Here is a 19,055-nt window from a genome sequence, read left to right as displayed (position 1 = left end):
TCAGACCGCGCGCTTCTTGAGCTTGCGGCGCTCGCGCTCGGACAGGCCGCCCCAGATGCCGAAGCGCTCGTCGTTCATCAGTGCGGACTCGAGGCAGTCGTCACGCACCTCGCACGTGAGGCAGACCTTCTTGGCCTCGCGGGTCGAGCCACCCTTCTCGGGGAAGAACGCCTCGGGGTCCGTCTGCGCGCACAGCGCGCGGTCCTGCCACCCGAGCTCTTCGCCCTCGGGTTCGAGAAGAAACAGTTCTGCTCTCATGGTGGTAAGCCCTTTCGACCCGGCTACGAACAACCCAATGACACTGTGGGAATTACATGCCTGTCGTTCCCGTAAGTCAAGCCCGGATCTGATATACCCGTTCGCCTTCCGGCAGGCTGCTCCTATGCCATCATCACCGTCCCCGACCGCCACACCGCTCCGCCGTGTCACCGTCCTCTCGGGAGGTGTTGGTGGGGCGAGGTTCGTCCAGGGCCTGCTCCACGGCCTGCGCACCGGCGCCGTCCCCGGCGGGAGCGCCGACACACACGTCACCGTCGTGGCCAACACCGCCGACGACTGGTGGATCCACGGGCTGAAGGTCTGCCCCGACCTCGACACCGTGATGTACACCCTCGGGGAGGGGATCGACGTCGAGCGCGGGTGGGGCCGCAGCGAGGAGACGTGGAGCGCGAAGACCGAGCTGGAGGCGTACGGCGTGGAGCCGACGTGGTTCGGCCTCGGCGACCGCGACATCGCCACCCACCTCGTGCGCACCCAGATGCTCGAGGCCGGCTTCGGGCTCTCGCAGGTCACCGAGGCTTTGTGCCGCCGGTGGCTCGAGCCGCTCCACGGCGACCGGGTCCGGCTGCTGCCGATGAGCGACGACCGGGTCGAGACGCACGTCGCGATCGCGGACCCCGACAGCGTCAGCGGGCGCCGCGTCGTGCACTTCCAGGAGTACTGGGTGCGGCTGCGCGCCGAGGTGCCCGCGGAGGCGGTCCTCGCCGTGGGCCAGGACTCCTCCACGCCCGGCCCCGGCGTGCTCGACGCCATCGCGGACGCCGACCTCGTGGTGCTGCCGCCGTCCAACCCGGTCGTGTCGGTCGGCACGATCCTCGGCGTCCCCGGGATCCGTGATGCCGTGCGCGCCACCCCCGCCCCGGTCGTGGGACTGTCCCCCATCGTCGGTCCCTCGCACGTGCACGGCATGGCTCGCCAGATGCTCACCAGCATCGGCGTGGAGGTCAGCGCCGCGGCCGTCGGGATCCACTACGGCGCACGCTCGCGCGGCGGCGTCCTCGACGGGTGGCTGGTCGACAGCCGCGACGCCGACCAGCTCCCGCGGCTCGAGGAGGCCGGCATCGCAGCCCGCGCGGTTCCGCTGATGATGACCGACCACGACGCGACCGCGGCGATGGCGGCGGCCGCCGTCGCGCTCGTGCCGGCCCCCGGCCCGGACGCAGGCACGTGAGCCGGCTCGAGGTCTGGGCCCCCGACGGCCTCCCCGAGGTCCAGCCCGGCGACGACCTGGCCGGCGTGCTGCTCGGCGCCCTCCAAAGCGGTGCGGGCCTCGCGGACGGCGACGTGGTCTGCGTGACCAGCAAGGTGGTGAGCAAGGCCGAGGGTCGCACCCGCAGGGGTGGGCGCGAGGAGGCGATCGACGAGGAGTCGGTGCGCCTGGTCGCCCGCCGCGGCGCGACCCGCATCGTGCGGCACCGCCTGGGCCTCACCATGGCGGCGGCCGGCGTCGACGCCTCCAACGTCGCCGCGGGGTCGGTCGTGCTCCTGCCGCTGGACCCCGACGCGTCGGCCCGTGCCCTGCGCCGCGAGCTCCGCGACCGCACCGGCGTCAACGTCGCCGTCGTCGTCACCGACACCGCCGGCCGGGCCTGGCGCGAGGGCCAGACCGACCTCGCCATCGGCGCCGCGGGCCTCGTGGTGGCCGAGGACTTCGCGGGACGCACCGACCCGCACGGCAACCCCCTCGCCGTGACCCTCCCCGCGGTCGCCGACGAGCTCGCCGGTGCCGCCGAGCTGGCGCAGGGCAAGCTCGCCGGCCGGCCGCTCGCCGTGGTGCGCGGCCGCGCGGACCTGGTGCTGGCGCCCGGCGAGGACGGGACCGGCGCTGTCGCGCTGGTGCGCCCGGACGGGGCGGACCTCTTCGGGTGGGGTGCGCGCGAGGCCGTCGTACGCGCCCTGGCCGGGGACGACGCGGACCGCTTGCCCTTCGGAGCACCCGCCGGGGCCGACGAGCTGGCGGCGGCGATCGGGCGGCTCCCCGACGCGGCCGACCGCACCGCCGTCGCGGCCGTCTGCTTCGCCCACGGGTGGCGGATCGAGGACTGGGAGCAGGCCTGATCCGACGTCGTGTGCGACGGATCACCGACGACTACGTAGACTCTGCCAGCGCAGTCCGTCGTCCACCGACCGAGAGACACCGAGCACCGTGGCCAAGCAGGCAAAGAAGACCGACCGTCAGGCGGTCATCGACTCCATCCGTTCCCAGCAGGCCCGCGGCGAGAACCGTCGCGGCATGGCGATCGTCGGCGTGTGCGTCCTGGTCGCCGTGCTCATCGTCGGCGCCGCCGCGTTCAAGCCCGTCAAGGACTGGTACGACCTGCGTGCCTTCTCCTCCGACTCGCTGAGCGACATCGGCGCCGCGGCCTCGGTGTGCCAAGAGGTCACCACCCAGCCCGCGGAGGGCAACCAGGAGCACGTGGACGTCGGCACCCCGCTGACCTACCCGGACTCGCCGCCTGCCTTCGGCACCCACTGGAACATGTGGGACAGCATGGACCGCAAGCTCTACACCACCTCCGACCGCCCTGAGACCGGTGAGCTGGTGCACAACCTCGAGCACGGCTTCACCATCCTCTGGTACGACGAGACCATCGCCGACGACGCGGAGAAGATGGACCAGCTGCGCGGCATCGCCTCGAAGCTCCAGGGCACCACCAACCTCCGTGACAAGTTCAAGGCCGTGCCGTGGACGTCCGAGGACGGCGAGCCCTTCCCCGAGGGCCAGCACGTCGCCATGACCCACTGGTCCGTCGGCGGCGTCGGCGAGACCGACCCGTCCAAGGCGGTCGGCGTGTGGCAGTACTGCTCGGACGTCAGCGGTGCCGCCCTCGACACCTTCATGACCGACTACCCCTACATGGACTCCCCCGAGCCCAACGCGGTCTGAGCGGGCTGCGTGCCCACCTTCGCCGAGACGCTCGGCGCCCACCTGCGGCGCGATCCCGGCCGGCCCCTGGTCACCTTCTACGACCACGCCACCGGCGAGCGCGTCGAGCTGTCGTTGACGACGTACGCCAACTGGGTGGCCAAGGCGTCCAGCCTGCTCGTCGACGTGGCCGACCTCGAGCGCGGGATGTCGCTGCGGATCGACCTGCCGCCGCACTGGCTCTCGACGGTGTTCCTCGGCGCGGCCTGGACGGTCGGGCTGCGCGTCACGACCTCCGACGAGCCCGACGCGGTCGTGTGCGGGCCTGACGGCCTCGCCGACTGGGCCCCCGGCGCCCGAGCCCTGCCGGTGCTGGCGTGCAGCCTGCGCCCGCTGGGCGTCCGGTTCGCCGAGCCGCTCCCGGCCGGCGTCCTCGACGTCGGCGTGGAGATCTGGTCGCAGCCCGACGGCTTCACGGCCTGGGACCCGCCCACCGGGGACGACCTCGCCACCGACGCCCTCACCCAGGACGGGCTGCACGACCTGACGGCCGCCGTCGGGAGTGCACTCACCGACGGCGGCCGTCTTCTGTCGGTGGCCGACCCGGCTTCCCCACCAGGAATGGCCACCTTCACCGAGCCCCTCCGAAGGGGAGGCTCGCTGGTCCTCGTCCGCAATCCCGACCCGGACCGCCTCGACGACGTCTTCGACGCCGAACGGGCGACTGCGCGGGCCTGACTGCGCAGCTCTGATTGCGCCGGCTGATCACCCGGCCAGGTCGAAGGCCCCCAGTCCCTCGCCCAGCACGCGCGGGGTCGAGACGCCCGAGCGACGACCGCTGTATACGTAGACCACGCCGCTGGCGCGCTCGCGCACGACGTAGTCGCTCCTGCCCTTCAGCGTCATCGGCTGGACGCCGAAGACCCAGTCGAAGCCCGAGAGGTCCGACGGGAGCCCGGCCGGCATCGGGACGCCGCCCTTGATCGGCACGGCGGCGTCGAAGCCCGACCCGTTGCCGCGCCACACCACGAGGGTGCCGCCGGTGTTGCCGACCAGGTCGGGGTTGCCGTCGCCGGTCACGTCGCCGACCGCGGTCAGGCCGGAGATGGCGCCCCAGCCCGCACCGAGCACGCGACCCGGCGCCAGGGCGCCCGTCCCGTTGCCGGCGAAGAGCAGCAGCTGGCCGGAGGTGTCGCGGCCCAGCACGTCGCCGGCGCCGTCGCGGTTCACGTCGCCGGCGTTGAGCAGCATGTCGAGACCTGCGAAGGAGACGCCGGTGTCGACCGGGGCGCCGAGCTCAAAGGTGTCCCTGTTGGCGACGACCACGAGCTGCTTGCCCGCCACGCCGATCAGGTCGGCACCCTGGCCGGCGACCAGGTTGGTGCCGGTGATCCAGCGCATGCTCTTGAGGTTGGAGACCGGGCCGCGCCCGGCGCCGTACGACCCGTCGCCGCGTCCGGGGAGCATCAGCATCTTGCCGGTGCTGGTGCGGGCCACGAGGTCTGAGGTGCCGTCACCGTTGAAGTCACCGGCGACGAGGCGGTTGTAGCCGCTCCACCTGCCGGCCACGCGCTGCGGCGGGGCGAAGCGCCCGGTGCCGTAGCCGGTCTGCAGGAAGAGCCGGTTCTTGGTACGCATCAGCAGGTCGGCGCGGCCGTCGCCGTTGAGGTCCCCGGCGCCGATGAGCTGGCGGTAGCTGCTGTAGCCCTTGCGGGTGACCTTGCGGTCGAAGCCGCCGCGGCCGGTCGCCAGGAGCGTGGTGAGGCGGCCCTTGAAGCGGGCGACCAGGTCGTTGCGGCCGTCACCGTTGATGTCGCCGACCGCCGTGATGAGCGAGTAGCCGCGCAGGGACATCTTCTTGGTGGTGGCGCCGAACTTCCCGTTGCCCTTGCCGGCCCGGACGCGCACGACCCCGGAGCGGTCCACCGCCACCAGGTCGGCCAGGCCGTCGCCGGTGAGGTCGGGTGAGACCAGGACGTCAGCGCGCTTGTCCCAGCCGCTCCTGCCGACCACGGTCCGCTTCTGGAACGACGTCAGGCCGCCCGTGGGGATCATCAGGCCGCGGCCGTCGGAGGCGCGGCGCACGACGAGGTCGGGGTAGGGCGAGGCGTCGAGGTTGTTCTGCGGGGCGGGCGCCGAGACCTCGACGGGCTGCACGGTCGGTGGCACCGGGGTGATCGGCGCCGCGCTGCTGGCGTACTGCCGGATGACCGGGAGCTTGGCGTAGAGGTAGCGCCCCGGGCAGGCGGTCGAGCCTGCGTCGCGGTGGCCGTTGATGGCCGGGAAGGTCGAGCGACCGACCTTCTGCGAGACCGACGCCGGGTTCACGCCGTGCAGGGAGAGCTTCCAGGCGAAGAGGGCGCCGTAGGCCCGCAGCATCACGTCCGGCGGCTGCACGGTGTCGAAGTTGCCGATGGCCGACATCGCGAAGGCGTAGTCGTTGTAGTTGAGCGTGTGGGCACCGACGACCGGCTTGTCGATGCCGCCGAACCGGCCCTCCCAGATCCGGCCGAACCGGTCGACGAGGAAGTTGTAGCCGATGTCGCTCCAGCCGCGGGACTTCACGTGGTAGGCGTAGATGCTGCGCAGGATCGCCGGCACCTGGGCCTCGGTGTAGTCGTTGGCGTTCACGGTGTGGTGCACGAAGCCGGCGCTGATGGAGCCGTAGCGCAGCGCGCCCTTGTTGCGGATGCTCTCGTCGGCGCCCCACTGGGCGCGCGAGAAGATCGTGGGCTGCGCTGCGGTCTTCCTGGCGGTCGCCGCCCGCAGGCTGAGGCCCTCGGACTGCATCAGCTCGTCCTGGTCGGCGAAGTCCTGCTCGTACGCCGCGGTGCCGTCCGCGTCGGACTGCTCGGCCGGAGCCTCGGTCTCGCTGCCCCGGGCCGTGCCGGGGTCGACCAGCGCCAGCGAGAGGTCGTCGGGCAGGGTCGTGCCGTCGGTGCTCGCCTCGACCTGGACGTCGTCGACGTCGCCGACGAACATCGGCTCGGTGCCGGGACGCGACGCGCGACCCTCGGCGCTGTCGGCGTCGGGACCGTGCTCGTCGTGGTACTCGAGGTCCTCCCAGGCGCTCCACTCCTCGCCGGTGCGGGTGCGCACCTTGAGCGAGATCTGGTCCTCCTCGAGGTCCTCCCCGTGCTCCCAGGTGACGCCGATGGCCGCGAAGCCGGTGACCGGCTGCGGGGTGCTCTGCACGCGAGCCGTGGTGGGGCTGCCGGCGACAGTACGGCCCTTCAGGCCGGAGAACCCGCCGGCTGCGCCCGTCAGCGGCACCTCGGTGACCTCGGGCGTGACCGCGGAGGTCGGCACGGTGGCCGACACCAGCGCGGCCGAGGCGTCCGGGGCGGTCTGCGAGGGGTGCTCACCGACGATGTCGAGCGACACCACACCGGAGGCCGGGGTGAGGACGACGAGGACGACACCCAGGGCCAGCACCTGCTGGCAGAGGGTGACGAGACGTGCCTGAAGAGGGCGCATGGGAATCTCTACTCCTGTGTGGGGGAAGGTCACACAAGGCAGAAGTTCACACCAGTCACACCAGTCACGGAAGAGTTTCTGAGTAACTACAAGAGTGTAATTTCCACTCGACACGCCGTTACATCAGTGTAATTCTGGATCAGAGTGCCACAGATGCGCCAGTAACGGGCCGAAAGCAGCACTCCCGCCCCCATCGATGGGGGCGGGAGTGCGCGCACGGACCCGTTAGTCGCGGGGAAGCGGAGGCTCAGATGTCGGCGCCGAGGCCGTCGTCGTCGCCGTTGTCGTCGCTCTCGTCGTAGTGGAGGTAGCGGATGCCCTCCTCGACGTCACCGTCGAAGCCGAGCTTGCCGCTCTCCATCACGAGCACGCGGTTGCAGAGGTTGCGCACCGAGCCGGGCGCGTGGGAGACGTAGAACATCGTGACGCCGGAAGCGACGATCTCGTCCATCCGCTTCTTGCACTTGCGCTTGAACGGCCGGTCCCCCACCGCCAGCGCCTCGTCGGCGATGAAGATGTCGGCGTCGACGTTGACCGCGACGGAGAAGCCCAGGCGCGCCTTCATGCCGGAGCTGTAGTAGGCGACGTCGGTGTCGAGGAACTTGCCCAGGTCGGCGAAGTCGACGATCTCGTCGAACTTGCGGTCGGTCTCGGCCCGCGACATCCCCAGGATGGCGGCGTTGAGGTAGAGGTTCTCGCGGCCGCTGAGGTTGTTGTCGAAGCCGGTGCCGGTGGCGATCAGGCCGGCGATCCGCCCGCGGGTCAGCACGGAGCCCGAGTCGGGGCGCATCACGCCACTGATCAGCTTGAGCAGGGTCGACTTGCCGGAGCCGTTGAGCCCCATCAGGCCGACCGCTTCCCCCTCGCTGACCTTGAAGCTCACGTCGTCGACGGCGTTGAAGACGTCGTGGGTCTTGCGCCCACGGGCCTTGGCCAGCACGGTCTGCTTGAGCGAGCGCTGGTAGGACAGCGTGAAGGACTTGGTGGCGTTCTCCACCTGGATCATCGTCGTCATCAGAGGCGCTCCGGCACCCGCGCCTCGAGGCGGGAGAAGACCCGCTGGGCCAGCACGAGGAGGACCAGCGAGATGCCGGTCATGATCAGGCCACGGGTGAAGAGGTGGTCGGGCAGGTGCACCGCGGCGGTGGCCTCGGGGTCGCTGGTGGTGCCGATCCAGAAGCCGCGCTGGATCAGCAGCACCGCCTCGGCCATCGGGTTGAGGAGGTAGTAGCTCGCGAGCGGCTCGCCGAAGCGCTCCTGCACCAGCGTGAAGGGGTACATCATCGGCACGCTGAAGGTGACGAACTGCGTGAGCGTCTGGGCGACCTTGCCGATGTCGCGCATGAAGACGTTGCCCACGCTGAAGAGCAGGCCGAGCGCGAGCCCGAGCGCCGCCGTGAGGGTGAAGCCGAGCAGTGCGGCCGCCATCCCGACGGCATCGGGACGCCAGCCGAGGAACAGGCACGGGATGAGCAGGATGATCAGCATCGGCACGGTGTGCCACGCGGCCACCAGCATCCGCGCGACCGGGAACATCTCCCGTGGCACGGGCAGCTTGGTGATGAGCGAGCGGTTCTGCACCAGCGACTGGGTGCCGCCGTTGAAGGTCTCGGTGAAGAAGTGGACGATCACCATGCCGGCGAACAGGTGGATGGCGAAGTTCTCGATCGTCCCCTCACCGCGGCCGATCATCACCTGGAACAAGAAGTAGAACATGCAGAACCGGATCGCCGGCTGCAGGTAGCTCCACACCCAGCCCAGCACCGTGCCCTGGTAGCGCGACTTGATGGTGTTGCGCACCAGCATGCCGAGCAGGTAGCGACGGCGTACGACCTCGGCGAGGCCGGTCGCCGCCGGAGGCGCCAGCGGCAGCGCCTCGAGCTCGGCGGAGGTGGGTCGGGGACGCCCGACGGGGGGCGTGCTCACGGCCTGCTCACTCGTCACCGTCGCGCTGCTCGGTCCACGGCGCGAAGGTCTTCTCCCACGCCTCGGGCGAGGTGATCTCCCCCAGCGCCTCGCGGTACTGGCGGGCCAGCTCGGGCCACTCGCGGTGGAAGCGACGGTGGATCTCCACGGTGCGCTTCATCAGGTCGCGGTAGTGGGCCGGGTCGCGCTGGTAGAGCGCGACCGAGCTGCCGTCGTTCATCGAGACCACGGCGGAGTCGTACTTGACCAGGTTGAACCAGCCCGAGTCCATCGCCGGGAGCTCGGCCTCGGGGTACTGGCGCGACATCTCGCGGACCGGGCGCAGCTGGCGCAGCGGGGCCAGGCCTGCGGCCACCAGCGTGCTGAGCCGGCCGGGGATCTCGATGTCGGACTTGCCCTTCTTCGGGGGCTTCTTGCGTCGCACCGGCGGCAGGTCGTCGCGGTCCTCGATGAGCTGGGCGTCGGTGAACTGCTTGCGGAAGGCGTTGATCTCACCGAGCTTGGTCCCCAGCTCGCCGTGCAGGGCGTGGGGGCCGCGCAGCACGTCCTCGAGCGCGAGGTGGCGCAGCTCGGCGGTGGAGTACTGCAGGGAGGCGAGGTGCTTGACCTGGTGGTTGAAGCTCTCGCGCACCATGCGACCACCGCGGTCGTACGGCGAGTGCAGCAGCGCGGCGATGAAGCGGTTGCGCTGGTGGAAGTAGGACTGCCAGTCGACGCCGTCGTTCTTGTCCGTCCACGGCACGTGCCACACCGCGGCACCCGGGAAGGACACCGTCGGGTAGCCCGCCTGCTTGGCGCGCAGGCCGAACTCGGAGTCGTCCCACTTGATGAAGACCGGCAGAGACAGGCCGACCTCCTCGAGCACGACCCGCGGGATCAGGCACATGAACCAGCCGTTGAAGTCGACGTCGGCGCGCTTGTGCAGCCAGCGCGCCGAGCGCAGGTTGCGGGCGCCGAAGTCCCACTGGCTGTAGCCGTCGAGACGGGTCTGCCACCAGAAGCGCCACGGCTGCACGATCTCGCCGAACGAGTGCAGCTGCGAGCGGTTGTAGATGTTGAACATGTGGCCACCGACGATGGTCGGCCGCTTGGCCAGGTCGCCGAAGGTGACGGCGCGGATCACGCCCTCCGGCTCGCAGACGACGTCGTCGTCCATCATCAGGGCGTACGTCGCGGTGCCCTTGCGCACGCTCTCGAGCTGGCCGCGGGCGTAGCCGCCCGAGCCGCCGAGGTTGCCCTGGACGAGCACCCGCAGGCGGTCGCCGAGCACCCCCTGGGCGTGCGGGAAGAACTCGGAGTCCGCCACGAGGTCCTTGCCCTGCTCCATCACCATCACGGTGTCGAGGTAGGGGGCCAGCACCTCGTCCTCACCGAGCTGGGTGAGTAGCTTGGCGCAGAAGTCGGGGCGGTTCATGGTGGTGATGCAGATGTCGGCCGTGCCGTGCTCGGCGCGGTCGGCGGGGACCTGCGCGTTCCACTCGGCACCCTCGACGACGGCGCCGTGGTCGCCAGCGACGACGTCGTACCAGTACCACCCGCCGTCGACGAACGGCTTGAGCGGCAGGTCGAAGGTGAACGTCCCCGCCTCTCCCCCGACGACGGCGGACTCCACCCGCTGGGCGTGACCGCGCGCCATCGACTTGTAGACGGTGACGACCGAGCCGGCACCGCTCACGCGGACGGTCAGCTCGACGTCGGTGACGACGGTGTGGCGGCGCCAGTAGGACGCCGGGAAGGCGTTGAAGTAGGTGCCGAAGGACAGCAGCTGGGACGGCTCGAGCCGCAGCTCGGTGCGCGAGCGGATCTGGTCGGGGTGCAGCTTGCGCCCCGTCGAGGTCGACTGCCGGATGGCGGCGTTGTTGAGGTCCTTGGCCGCCTTGCTGCCGCCGACCTCGTGCCGGTCGGTGTCGAGCACGGCCTCCTCGAGGTCGACGTAGAGCGGGAAGACGTCGGTGTCGCGGTCCGTGGGCAGGATCTGCCGCTGGAGGAGCCGGGTGACGGTCTGCTTCTCCGTGTCCGCGCTGGTGGCCGTGGGGGTGGTGCTCATGCGTCGATGCCTCCGCTGGTCAGCTCCGCGCCCTCGGTGAAGTGGGGCTTGAGCTTGTTGTCGTACATCGACAGCGCGGCCCCGATGGCCATGTGCATGTCGAGGTACTTGTAGGTGCCCAGGCGCCCGCCGAAGAGCACCATCGGCTCGGCCTTGGCCAGCTCGCGGTACTTCAGCAGCTTGGCGCGGTCGTCCGCGGTGTTCACCGGGTAGTAGGGCTCGTCGCCCTCCTCCGCGAAGCGGCTGTACTCGTGGACGATCACGCTCTTGCCGGGCAGGTGGGTCTTCTCGCGCTCGGGGTGGAAGTGCTTGAACTCGATGATGCGCGTGTAGGGGACGTCCTGGTCGTTGTAGTTGACCACGCCGGTGCCCTGGAAGTCGTCGGTGTCGACGACGCTCTCCTCCAGGTCCACGGTGCGCCACGACAGCCGGCCCTCGGAGTTGCCGAAGTACTCGTCCACCGGGCCGGTGTAGACGATCGGGACCTTGCCCTTGAACTCGTCGGCCACCGCGAAGAAGTCGGTCTCCAGGCGGACCTCGATGTTCGGGTGGTCGGCCATCTTGGTCAGCCACGCGGTGTAGCCGTCGGTGGGCAGGCCCTCGTAGGTGTCGCTGAACCAGCCGTTCTGGAAGGTGAAGCGCACCGGGAGGCGCGTGATGATGTCCGCGCTCAGCTCGGTCGGGTCGGTCTGCCACTGCTTGGCGGTGTAGCCCTTGATGAACGCCTCGTAGAGGGGGCGCCCGATGAGGCTGATCGCCTTCTCCTCGAGGTTCGAGGCGTCCTCGGTGGCGACCTCGCTCGACTGCTCGGCGATGAGCGCGCGCGCCTCGTCGGGGGTGTGGGACTTGCCGAAGAACTGGTTGATCAGCGCCAGGTTGAGCGGCAGGGAGTAGACCTGCCCCTGGTACTTGCCGAACACCTTGTGCCGGTAGTCGGTGAAGGAGGTGAACCGGTTGGCGTACTCCCACACGCGCTCGTTGGAGGTGTGGAAGAGGTGCGCGCCGTACTTGTGCACCTCCACGTTGGTCTCCGGGTCGCGCTCGCTGTAGGCGTTGCCACCGAGGTGGTGGCGGCGCTCGAGGATGAGCACCCGCAGGCCCAGCTCCTCGGCGCAGCGCTCGGCGATCGTGAGGCCGAAGAGTCCGGCGCCGACGATGACGAGGTCGGGAAGCGTTTCCGTGTCGTGCGTGGGGCCCTGGGACAAGGGATGAACTCCTGTGGGTGAGATGCGCTGGGTGAGTCTATCGAGGGGGACGTGCGGAGTCGGTGAGGCGGCGCATGCCCCGCGCCGAGGCCATGGCCCGGATCACGTTGCGGGCCTCGGCCCGGCCGCCGCGCAGGGGGCTGAGCAGGAGCACCGCGAGGGTGATGAGCCACGGCTTGGCCCGCACGAGCGGGTTCTCCCCGTGGCGCAGGTGCACCACGAAGAGGTTGCGGTACATGTAGAAGCCCTTCCAGCCCGACAGGTCGTGCTGCTGGTTGAAGTCGAGCTGGCGCACGAGCACCGCGTCGCGGACGCCCCAGATCCGGCGACCGGTCCGGCGGGCACGCACGGCGTACTCGGCGTCGTCGTAGAAGATGAAGAACGAGGGGTCGGGGAAGCCGATCTCCTCGATCACGCTGCGCCGGGTCATGAAGCCCTCGAAGGCCACGTTGTGCACCTCGACGAGGGCCGGCATCGACGCGCGGTCGGCGTACGTGCTGTCGACCGTCGCGCGCTTGGGCTTGATCGCCAGCGGGTTGCGCAGGTCGAAGTCGACCGCCGCCTTCTCCACCAGCGCGCCCGAGAGGTCCTCGCGCACCGCGATGAGGCAGTCCTCGTCGACGGCCATGAGCGCGGCGAGGCAACCGGGGGCGGGGACGACGTCGTCGTCCATCAGCCACACGCGGTCGAAGCCCTGGTCGTACGCCGCCCGCACCCCGCGGTGGAACCCGCCGGCACCGCCGAGGTTGTCCTGCCGGATCACCTCGAGCCGCAGGTCGGTGCGCGCGGCCAGCACCTCGGGGGTGTGGTCGGCGCTCGCGTTGTCGACGACGATCACCGCGTCCGGGGCGTGCGTCTGGGCGGCGATGCCGTCGAGCATGGCGACCAGCAGGTCGGCGCGGTCGTGGGTGACGACGACGACCGCGACGCTCTCACCTGCGGAGCTCCCGGTGGTTGAGGTGCGAGCGGAGCGAGCCTCGAAACTCATGCGAGGAACCTCCGGTGGCCGTCGAAGTCCCCGGCGATGCCGGCGCGCATGGCGCCCAGGCTGAGCCGCAGGCGCGCCAGGCTCGGGCGGGTGAAGGTGTAGAACCAGGCGGTCTTCACCACGAAGGCGAAGGCGTGCAGCGGACCGCGGTAGTCGCGGAGGTTGACCAGGTTGTTGCGCGCCATGCAGTAATGCTTGAGGTCGCTCGGCGAGTCGTTGTAGGTCGTGCGGCCGAACATCATCGGGGTGCCGAGGTTGCCCACGCTGGGGTGGCGCACGGTGGCGGTGACGACGGTGGCGACGCGGGCGCCGGCCTCCTCGGCGCGCAACCGGTACTCGTGGTCGTCGCCCCAGATGAAGAACTCCTCCCGCGGCAGGCCGATCCGGTCGACGAGCTCCTTGGTGACCAGCACCCCGTTGAAGGGGATCACGATCCCGTCGATGCGGTCGGCGCGCGCGGCACTGCGTACGTCGTCGACGGCGTGCACGACGCGGGTGCCGCCGGGCAGCCGGATCGGGAAGACCAGCCGGCCGGGGTCGGCCTCGTCGACGACAAGCGGGCCCCAGAAGTCGAGGTTGTCGGTCTCCTCGAGCAGCCGCTCGAGGCAGTCGGGGTCGGGCAGGCCGTCGTCGTCCATCAGCCAGACCAGGTCGGCCTCGCGGTCGATGGCCCAGGCGAGCCCGTCGTGGAAGCCGCCGGCGCCGCCCCGGTTGGTGGTCAGCGTCCGCCCGGACAGCGGGATCTCGCCGGTGTGCCCGCGTGCGGCCAGCCACTCCCCCGTGCCGTCGGAGGAGGCGTTGTCGATCACCAGCACCTCGGCCAGGCCGTCGATCTCACCGAGCCGCGCGACGAGGTTCTCGAGCAGACCGAGGCGGTTGAATGTGACCACGACCGCGACGATGCGGGGCAGGGGTCCGGTGGTCACGGCGTACACAGTAGGGGTCGGGCGCGGGGCCTCAACAAACCGCGCCGAGGTCCTCCGACTGGTTCGCCGCGTAGCCGGTCGACAGGGAGCCGAGCGAGCCGCCGGTGACCGCCGGGGGCGGGGTCGGGGTGGTCGGCGCGGAGGGGGTGGCCGGAGCCGCGGGCGTCGCGGAGTCGTCCGCGTCCGCTGCGGGGGCCTCGGCCGCCGGCGCGTCGGCCGCCTCGGCGGTCTCCACGACCGGCTTCTGGCCCTCGGCGCGCGCGATGGCGGCGGCGACCTTCTGGTGCACCAGCTCGATGTCGGGGTTCGCGGTGTTGATCATCGGCGGCACCAGGGACAGCGTGGCGATCTTCTGGCCGCGGGCCTTCAGAGCGAGGTCGACGAAGCGGTCGACCTCACCGCGCGGGATGTCGGTGGAGACCATGGCCGAGCTCGCGCCGGCGATCTGCTCGAAGTTGCGCAGCGCGACCTGAGGGCTCACCTGCTGGAGCATCGCGCTCATCACGCACTTCTGTCGCGCCATGCGCGAGTAGTCGTCGGAGTCGTAGCGGGCCCGGGCGAACCAGAGCGTGTCCACGCCGTTGAGCGTGCGCGTGCCGGGCTCGATGTAGTGGAAGAAGGAATCGCTCGGGAGGCCGACCGGGATCTTCTGCCGGACGTTGAGCTCGACACCGCCGACCGCGTCGACGAGGTCCTTGAAGCCCTCGAGGTTGACCATTGCCCAATAGTTCATCGTGAGGCCGGTGATCCCCTCGACGCCCATGATGGTGGCGTCGACGCCAGGGTTCTTCGAGCCCTTGAAGAGTCCGGCGTTGTCGAGCGCCCACGTGGAGAGCCCATTGAGGTACATGCCCTCCTCGTCGAACCCGTCGGGGAACTGCTCGGCCAGCACCGAGCCCTCGGCGAACGGGAAGTTCTGCATGTTGCGCGGCAGCGAGATGAGCACGGTCTTGCCGGTCTCGGCGTCGATGCTGGCGACCGTCAGGGAGTCGGGTCGCAGGCCCCAGCGTCCCGCGCCGGAGTCGCCGCCCATCAGCAGCACGTTGTAGCGGCCATCGCTGGCGTCGACCGCCGCGCCGTTGCCGAACATCGAGATCATGAAGTCGCGCTGCACGCCGACGACGTGGGCACCGAAGAGCAGGGCGCCGGCGACGCTGAAGCACAGCAGGCCGTTGACGCCGACGATCGCGAGGCGGTGCTGGCGCTGCAGGGTCAGGGGCTGGCCCAGGCGCCAGGCATCCACGAACAGGTAGGCCCAGGCGACCGCGAGCCCGATCAGCGCGATGCGCAGCACCAGCAGGAAGGTCGTGTCGGTGCCGGCCCAGAAGGCGACGCCGTGCCAGAAGTAGGACGACACCAGCGCCGTCGCGCCCAGCGCGAGGAGCACCAGCCAGGTGCGCAGCGCGAGCAGGCCCACGCGACGGTTGCCGGAGACCAGCTGCGCGGAGCCGGGCAGGACGAGGGTCATCAGCATCAGGGTCACCGCGCGGCGGAACCGCACACGCTGCGCGCGGTCGAGCGTGGTGAAGCGCGTCTGGTGCGACCCGGAGGGCGGGACGGGCGGCATCGGGGGGCCTTTCAGCTGGGGGAAGTCAGCCCGACCAGTATCACCAGTCACACCCGTCCCATCGGTGCGCGACTCGCCGTGGCAGGCAGGCTGCGCGATCAGGCTGTGCGATCAGCCCTCGCGGCCCCGGTCGATCTCGGCCTTGCGCGCGAGCCGGTGCGCGCGCCGGATCTCGGCCTCGCGCTGGCGGCGTACGTCGTCGGGCGTCTCGGTCTCCAGCGGCGGGACGGGCCGGGGGTGGCCCTCCTCGTCGATGGCCACGAAGACGAAGTAGGCGCTCGCGACGTGGACCGGCTCGTCGCCGGCGTTGCCCCACGGCTGGGCCTCGACGCGCACGCCGATCTCCATCGAGGAGGTGCCCGCCCAGTTGACCTGGGCGTAGGTCTTGATGATGTCGCCCACGTGGACGGGGGCGAGGAAGGTCATCTCGTCCATCGCCGCCGTGACCGCCGGGCCACCGCTGTGGCGGTGCGCGACGGCGCCGGCCGTGGAGTCGGCGAGCTTCATCACCTCGCCACCGTGCACGTTGCCGAGGAGGTTGGCCTCGCTCGAGTGCGCCATGATCCCGAGGCTCACGCGGCTGTACGACGTGGGGCGCGGGTTGCTCACCCTCGGCACGGTAGCGTCTTCGCCCATGGCTGATCGTCCGCAGGGTTCCGGGGTGCCCGAGAAGGGAACCCCCGAGTACGACTGGCTCTACGGGGGCTCGTCGCAGAAGCCGCCGGGTGACGCCACCCAGAAGGTGCCGACCCAGGGATCGGGCCAGGGAGCCCCCCAGGCCCAGCGCCCCGACGAGACCCGCGTGATGCCGGTCGCCAGGCGTGAGGCGCGCGGGTCGGGCGGGCAGCCGCCGGGACGTCCGCGCACGTCGGCCGCCGCGCCGCCGCCGCGCCCGGAGAAGAAGCGTCGCCGGCTGCCCCGCTTCCGGCTGGGGCTCATCCCGCTGCTGCTCCTGCTGGTGCTGGTCTACCTCGCCGGTGTCCCGCTCTACCACTGGACGACGATCGACCAGGTCGACGCGACCCCCGGCGGTGACCGGCCGGGCGACCAGCCCGGCACCAACTACCTCATCGTCGGCTCGGACAAGGCCGACGACCTCACCGACGAGCAGCGCGAGGTGCTCGACACGCCCGAGCGCGGTGGCACCAACACCGACACGATCATCGTCCTGCACACCGGCTCCGGTGGTCGCACGATGATGTCGATCCCCCGCGACACCCTCGTCGAGGTGCCGGACGGCGGCACGCAGATGATCAACGCCGCCTTCGCGAGCGGCGGGGCCCCCCTGCTGGTCCAGCGGGTGGAGGCGCTGACCGGCATCCACATCGACCACTACGTCGAGCTCGGCTTCGGCAGCGTCATCAACACGGTCGACGCCTTCGGCGGGGTGCAGATCTGCCCCAAGCAGGACATGCGCGACCCGCGGGCCCGACTCGACATCAAGAAGGGCTGCCAGGAGGTCGACGGCCTCACCGCCCTGGGCTACTCGCGCTCCCGCTACGTCACCGCGCTCAGCGACCTCGACCGGGTCGCCCGCCAGCGCGAGGTGATCAGCGCGGTCGGCGACGAGGCCCTGTCCCCGTGGACGTTCGTCAACCCGGTGCGCTACTGGCGGATCAACGACGCCGCCTTCGGCGCCATCCGCGTCGACGAGGAGATGGGCCCGGTCGACCTCGGCCGGTTCGCCCTGGCGATGACGGGCGACACCCAGACGTGCACGATGCCCAACCTGCCGGCGCCGAGCGACCCCAACCGGATCGTCGCCGACCCGGAGCGGGCGCCGGCGCTGTTCGACGCGATCATCGAGGACGCTGAAGTGCCGAGGCGGGCGTGCACGCCCACCGGGCGCGCCCGCTCGTAGCGCATCTCGGGGTCGGACCGGGGTCATCCCTGCTTGTCCGGGTCCTGGCGTCGGCGTACGCTCGCGATATATCGCGATAGGTCACCGATAGGTCACCCGCCGCACCACCCAGGACACGAGGAGCACACCATGGGACACCACTGGCCCGGGGCCGACTGGCCCGAGAGCAACGACGACAACCGCCCCGACCGCGCCGAGGGCGAGCGCGACTACCGACGCCCCTCCGGCGGCGACTGGAGCAGCTGGGGGCAGGCCTTCAGCGCTGGCGGCAGCCGCGGTCGCAAGGCCGGCGGACCGCCGCCGTGGCTCGGCGAGATCTTCGGCTTCGCGAGCGCCCCGCAGCGTCCGCAGCAGCGCAGCCCGCGCGTGCGCCGCGGCGACGTGCGGATGGCGATCATCGACGTGCTGCACCGTGCCCGCACGGCCGAGGAGCCGATCAACGGCTACCAGGTGATCCAGGAGATCGCCGAGCTGAGCCACGGCGAGTGGCGCCCCTCCCCCGGGTCGGTCTACCCCACCATCCAGCAGCTGCAGGACGAGGGACTCGTCGAGGCCGACGACGAGCGCGGGCGCCGTACGATCCGGCTCACCGACGCCGGCGTCGCGTGGGTCGAGGCCCACACCGACGAGCTCGCCTCGGTCTGGGCTCCCTTCGCCCGGACCGAGCCGGCCCCCGACGACCAGCCGTCCGGCCAGGCCGACATCAAGAGCGAGATCGGCCAGGTCATGAGCGCGGTGTGGCAGCTGACCACCCAGGGCTCGGAGCAGCAGAAGAAGGCGGCACTCGGCGTGCTCGTCGACACCCGCCGCAGCCTCTACGGCATCCTCGCGGACGGACGGGACGCCCCGCGATGACCTCGCCCGACCCCCGGATGCGCATCGCCGACAGCGATCGCGAGCGCGCGATGGCCGACCTCGCCGGCCACTACGCCGAGGGACGCCTCGACCACGAGGAGTACGACGAGCGGCTCGACGCGATCTGGACCGCGCGCACCCGCGCCGACCTGGCACTGCTCTTCGGCGACCTGCCGCGGGTCCCGGCGCCTCTTCCGCCGCGGCCGAAGCCGGCCGCTCCACGCCGGTCGAGCGCCTGGCAGCGGGTGCCGCTGCTGCCCGTGCTGGCGGTGCTGATCGTGCTGAGCCTGCTCACCGAGGCTCCGTTCTGGCTGCTGGTCTTCCCGCTGATGTTCATGAGGAGCCGCCACCGCGGCGGCTCCTGCGCTCCGCCGCACGGACACGCCGACTACCGCCGGCCGCGGGGCTCGCACGGCTGACCCCGGACGGCCCGTCGCCCCGGGACAGGCCTCTGGGAGCATGGGTCCGTGGCGGGTGAGGTGCGGGTGGTGCAGGCGCGAGCGCCGTACGCCCTCGCGCGCGCCCTCGCCGCGACGGTCCTCACCGTCACCGGGGCCGCGTCCGCCCACACGTGGGCCGGCGGCGACGTCCCCACCGCACCCGGTCTGGCGCTGATCGCCGCGGTGGTCCTGGCCGCCAGCCTGCTCGTCCTGCGACGTGGTGTCCCCGCGCCGGTCCTGCTGCCCGTGGTGGCGGTGGCGCAGCTCGGCGTGCACTCGTCGTTCGGTCTCGTGTCCTCGCACGACCACATGACCGGTGCGGCGACCGACTCCGGCTGGTCGTGGCAGATGGTCGCCGCCCACGCCTTCGTCACCGCCCTCACCGCCGTCCTGTGGTGGGCCGCGCGCCGCGCGGCGGCGTACGCCGTCCACCTCGTCGCCCGGCCCGCCCTGCCCGTCGCCGGGCAGCTGCGCCGGCCGGTCGCCTCGGCGACCCCGGTCGCTCACGTCCACCTCCTCGTCCCTCTCCTGCGCGGGCCACCCGCGGCGGTCCTGCCCACCTGAGCCCGGACCGGGCTCGGGGGCGCACGCGACCCCAGATCCCACCTGCCCTGCGGC

At 71.1% G+C, this 19,055-nt stretch carries 18 protein-coding genes; 8 read left to right on the top strand and 10 right to left on the bottom strand.

Translation table 11 applies throughout. From position 1 onward, the window contains the following. A complete protein-coding gene (locus IRX98_RS07535; protein ID WP_091199910.1) occupies nucleotides 1-258 on the bottom strand; it encodes a WhiB family transcriptional regulator in 258 nt (85 codons plus the stop codon). A gap of 124 nt (nucleotides 259-382) precedes the next feature. On the opposite strand from IRX98_RS07535, the gene cofD reads away from it, so the two are divergent. From cofD to IRX98_RS07515, 4 genes are all read left to right on the top strand, one after another. After that, a complete protein-coding gene (gene cofD, locus IRX98_RS07530; protein WP_224275403.1) occupies nucleotides 383-1,450 on the top strand; it encodes a 2-phospho-L-lactate transferase in 1,068 nt (355 codons plus the stop codon). Then, nucleotides 1,447-2,337 carry a coenzyme F420-0:L-glutamate ligase gene (gene cofE / locus IRX98_RS07525; protein ID WP_224275399.1) on the top strand — a complete coding sequence of 297 codons (891 nt, stop codon included), beginning with the start codon at nucleotides 1,447-1,449 and terminating at the stop codon, nucleotides 2,335-2,337. The genes cofD and cofE overlap by 4 nt, the downstream gene beginning before the upstream one ends. 88 nt (nucleotides 2,338-2,425) lie before the next feature. Beyond that, on the top strand, nucleotides 2,426-3,166 hold the full coding sequence (locus tag IRX98_RS07520; protein ID WP_224275397.1) for a DUF3105 domain-containing protein: 741 nt from the start codon (nucleotides 2,426-2,428) through the stop codon (nucleotides 3,164-3,166). 9 nt (nucleotides 3,167-3,175) lie between these two features. Then, on the top strand, nucleotides 3,176-3,883 hold the full coding sequence (locus IRX98_RS07515; RefSeq protein WP_224275393.1) for a TIGR03089 family protein: 708 nt from the start codon (nucleotides 3,176-3,178) through the stop codon (nucleotides 3,881-3,883). 27 nt (nucleotides 3,884-3,910) lie between these two features. On the opposite strand, the gene IRX98_RS07510 is transcribed toward IRX98_RS07515, so the two are convergent. From IRX98_RS07510 to IRX98_RS07470, 9 genes are all read right to left on the bottom strand, one after another. Beyond that, nucleotides 3,911-6,622: an FG-GAP-like repeat-containing protein gene (locus tag IRX98_RS07510; RefSeq protein WP_224275390.1), complete on the bottom strand. Its 2,712-nt coding sequence runs from the start codon at nucleotides 6,620-6,622 to the stop codon at nucleotides 3,911-3,913. 247 nt (nucleotides 6,623-6,869) lie between these two features. Beyond that, a complete protein-coding gene (locus tag IRX98_RS07505) occupies nucleotides 6,870-7,637 on the bottom strand; it encodes an ABC transporter ATP-binding protein (protein ID WP_224275388.1) in 768 nt (255 codons plus the stop codon). Beyond that, nucleotides 7,637-8,548, bottom strand: a complete 912-nt coding sequence (locus IRX98_RS07500; protein ID WP_224275385.1) for an ABC transporter permease — start codon at nucleotides 8,546-8,548, stop codon at nucleotides 7,637-7,639. The genes IRX98_RS07505 and IRX98_RS07500 overlap by 1 nt, the downstream gene beginning before the upstream one ends. 7 nt (nucleotides 8,549-8,555) lie before the next feature. Then, entirely contained in the window at nucleotides 8,556-10,595 is a 2,040-nt protein-coding gene (locus tag IRX98_RS07495) for a glycosyltransferase (protein WP_224275383.1), read from the bottom strand. Continuing rightward, nucleotides 10,592-11,800 (bottom strand): UDP-galactopyranose mutase, encoded by a 1,209-nt coding sequence (gene glf / locus IRX98_RS07490; protein ID WP_224275379.1) that lies wholly within the window; start codon nucleotides 11,798-11,800, stop codon nucleotides 10,592-10,594. The genes IRX98_RS07495 and glf overlap by 4 nt, the downstream gene beginning before the upstream one ends. Nucleotides 11,801-11,837: 37 nt before the next feature. Beyond that, entirely contained in the window at nucleotides 11,838-12,788 is a 951-nt protein-coding gene (locus IRX98_RS07485) for a glycosyltransferase family 2 protein (protein WP_224275377.1), read from the bottom strand. Then, on the bottom strand, nucleotides 12,785-13,714 hold the full coding sequence (locus tag IRX98_RS07480) for a glycosyltransferase family 2 protein (protein WP_224275374.1): 930 nt from the start codon (nucleotides 13,712-13,714) through the stop codon (nucleotides 12,785-12,787). The genes IRX98_RS07485 and IRX98_RS07480 overlap by 4 nt, the downstream gene beginning before the upstream one ends. Nucleotides 13,715-13,745: 31 nt before the next feature. Continuing rightward, the gene (locus IRX98_RS07475) at nucleotides 13,746-15,281 is read right to left on the bottom strand and encodes an LCP family protein (RefSeq protein WP_224275372.1); all 1,536 of its coding nucleotides are present in this window, start codon (nucleotides 15,279-15,281) and stop codon (nucleotides 13,746-13,748) included. 111 nt (nucleotides 15,282-15,392) lie between these two features. Next, on the bottom strand, nucleotides 15,393-15,890 hold the full coding sequence (locus tag IRX98_RS07470; protein ID WP_224275369.1) for an acyl-CoA thioesterase: 498 nt from the start codon (nucleotides 15,888-15,890) through the stop codon (nucleotides 15,393-15,395). Nucleotides 15,891-15,915: 25 nt separating this feature from the next. Between IRX98_RS07470 and IRX98_RS07465 the strand changes: the two genes are divergently transcribed. The 4 genes from IRX98_RS07465 (at nucleotide 15,916) to IRX98_RS07450 (ending at nucleotide 19,001) form a co-directional block, all read left to right on the top strand. Beyond that, nucleotides 15,916-17,142, top strand: coding sequence for an LCP family protein (locus IRX98_RS07465; RefSeq protein ID WP_224275367.1), 1,227 nt, complete (start codon nucleotides 15,916-15,918; stop codon nucleotides 17,140-17,142). 129 nt (nucleotides 17,143-17,271) lie between these two features. Next, nucleotides 17,272-17,997 (top strand): PadR family transcriptional regulator, encoded by a 726-nt coding sequence (locus IRX98_RS07460; protein ID WP_224275364.1) that lies wholly within the window; start codon nucleotides 17,272-17,274, stop codon nucleotides 17,995-17,997. Beyond that, entirely contained in the window at nucleotides 17,994-18,416 is a 423-nt protein-coding gene (locus tag IRX98_RS07455; RefSeq protein WP_224275360.1) for a DUF1707 SHOCT-like domain-containing protein, read from the top strand. The genes IRX98_RS07460 and IRX98_RS07455 overlap by 4 nt, the downstream gene beginning before the upstream one ends. 48 nt (nucleotides 18,417-18,464) lie before the next feature. Then, entirely contained in the window at nucleotides 18,465-19,001 is a 537-nt protein-coding gene (locus tag IRX98_RS07450) for a hypothetical protein (protein WP_224275358.1), read from the top strand. The last annotated feature ends 54 nt before the right edge of the window (nucleotides 19,002-19,055 follow it).

The organism is Nocardioides lacusdianchii (genome assembly GCF_020102855.1).
GTDB classification, from domain to species: Bacteria; Actinomycetota; Actinomycetes; order Propionibacteriales; family Nocardioidaceae; genus Nocardioides; species Nocardioides lacusdianchii.
Note: the sequence above shows the minus strand (reverse complement) of the source record. Positions and strands in the feature narration are given on the sequence as shown.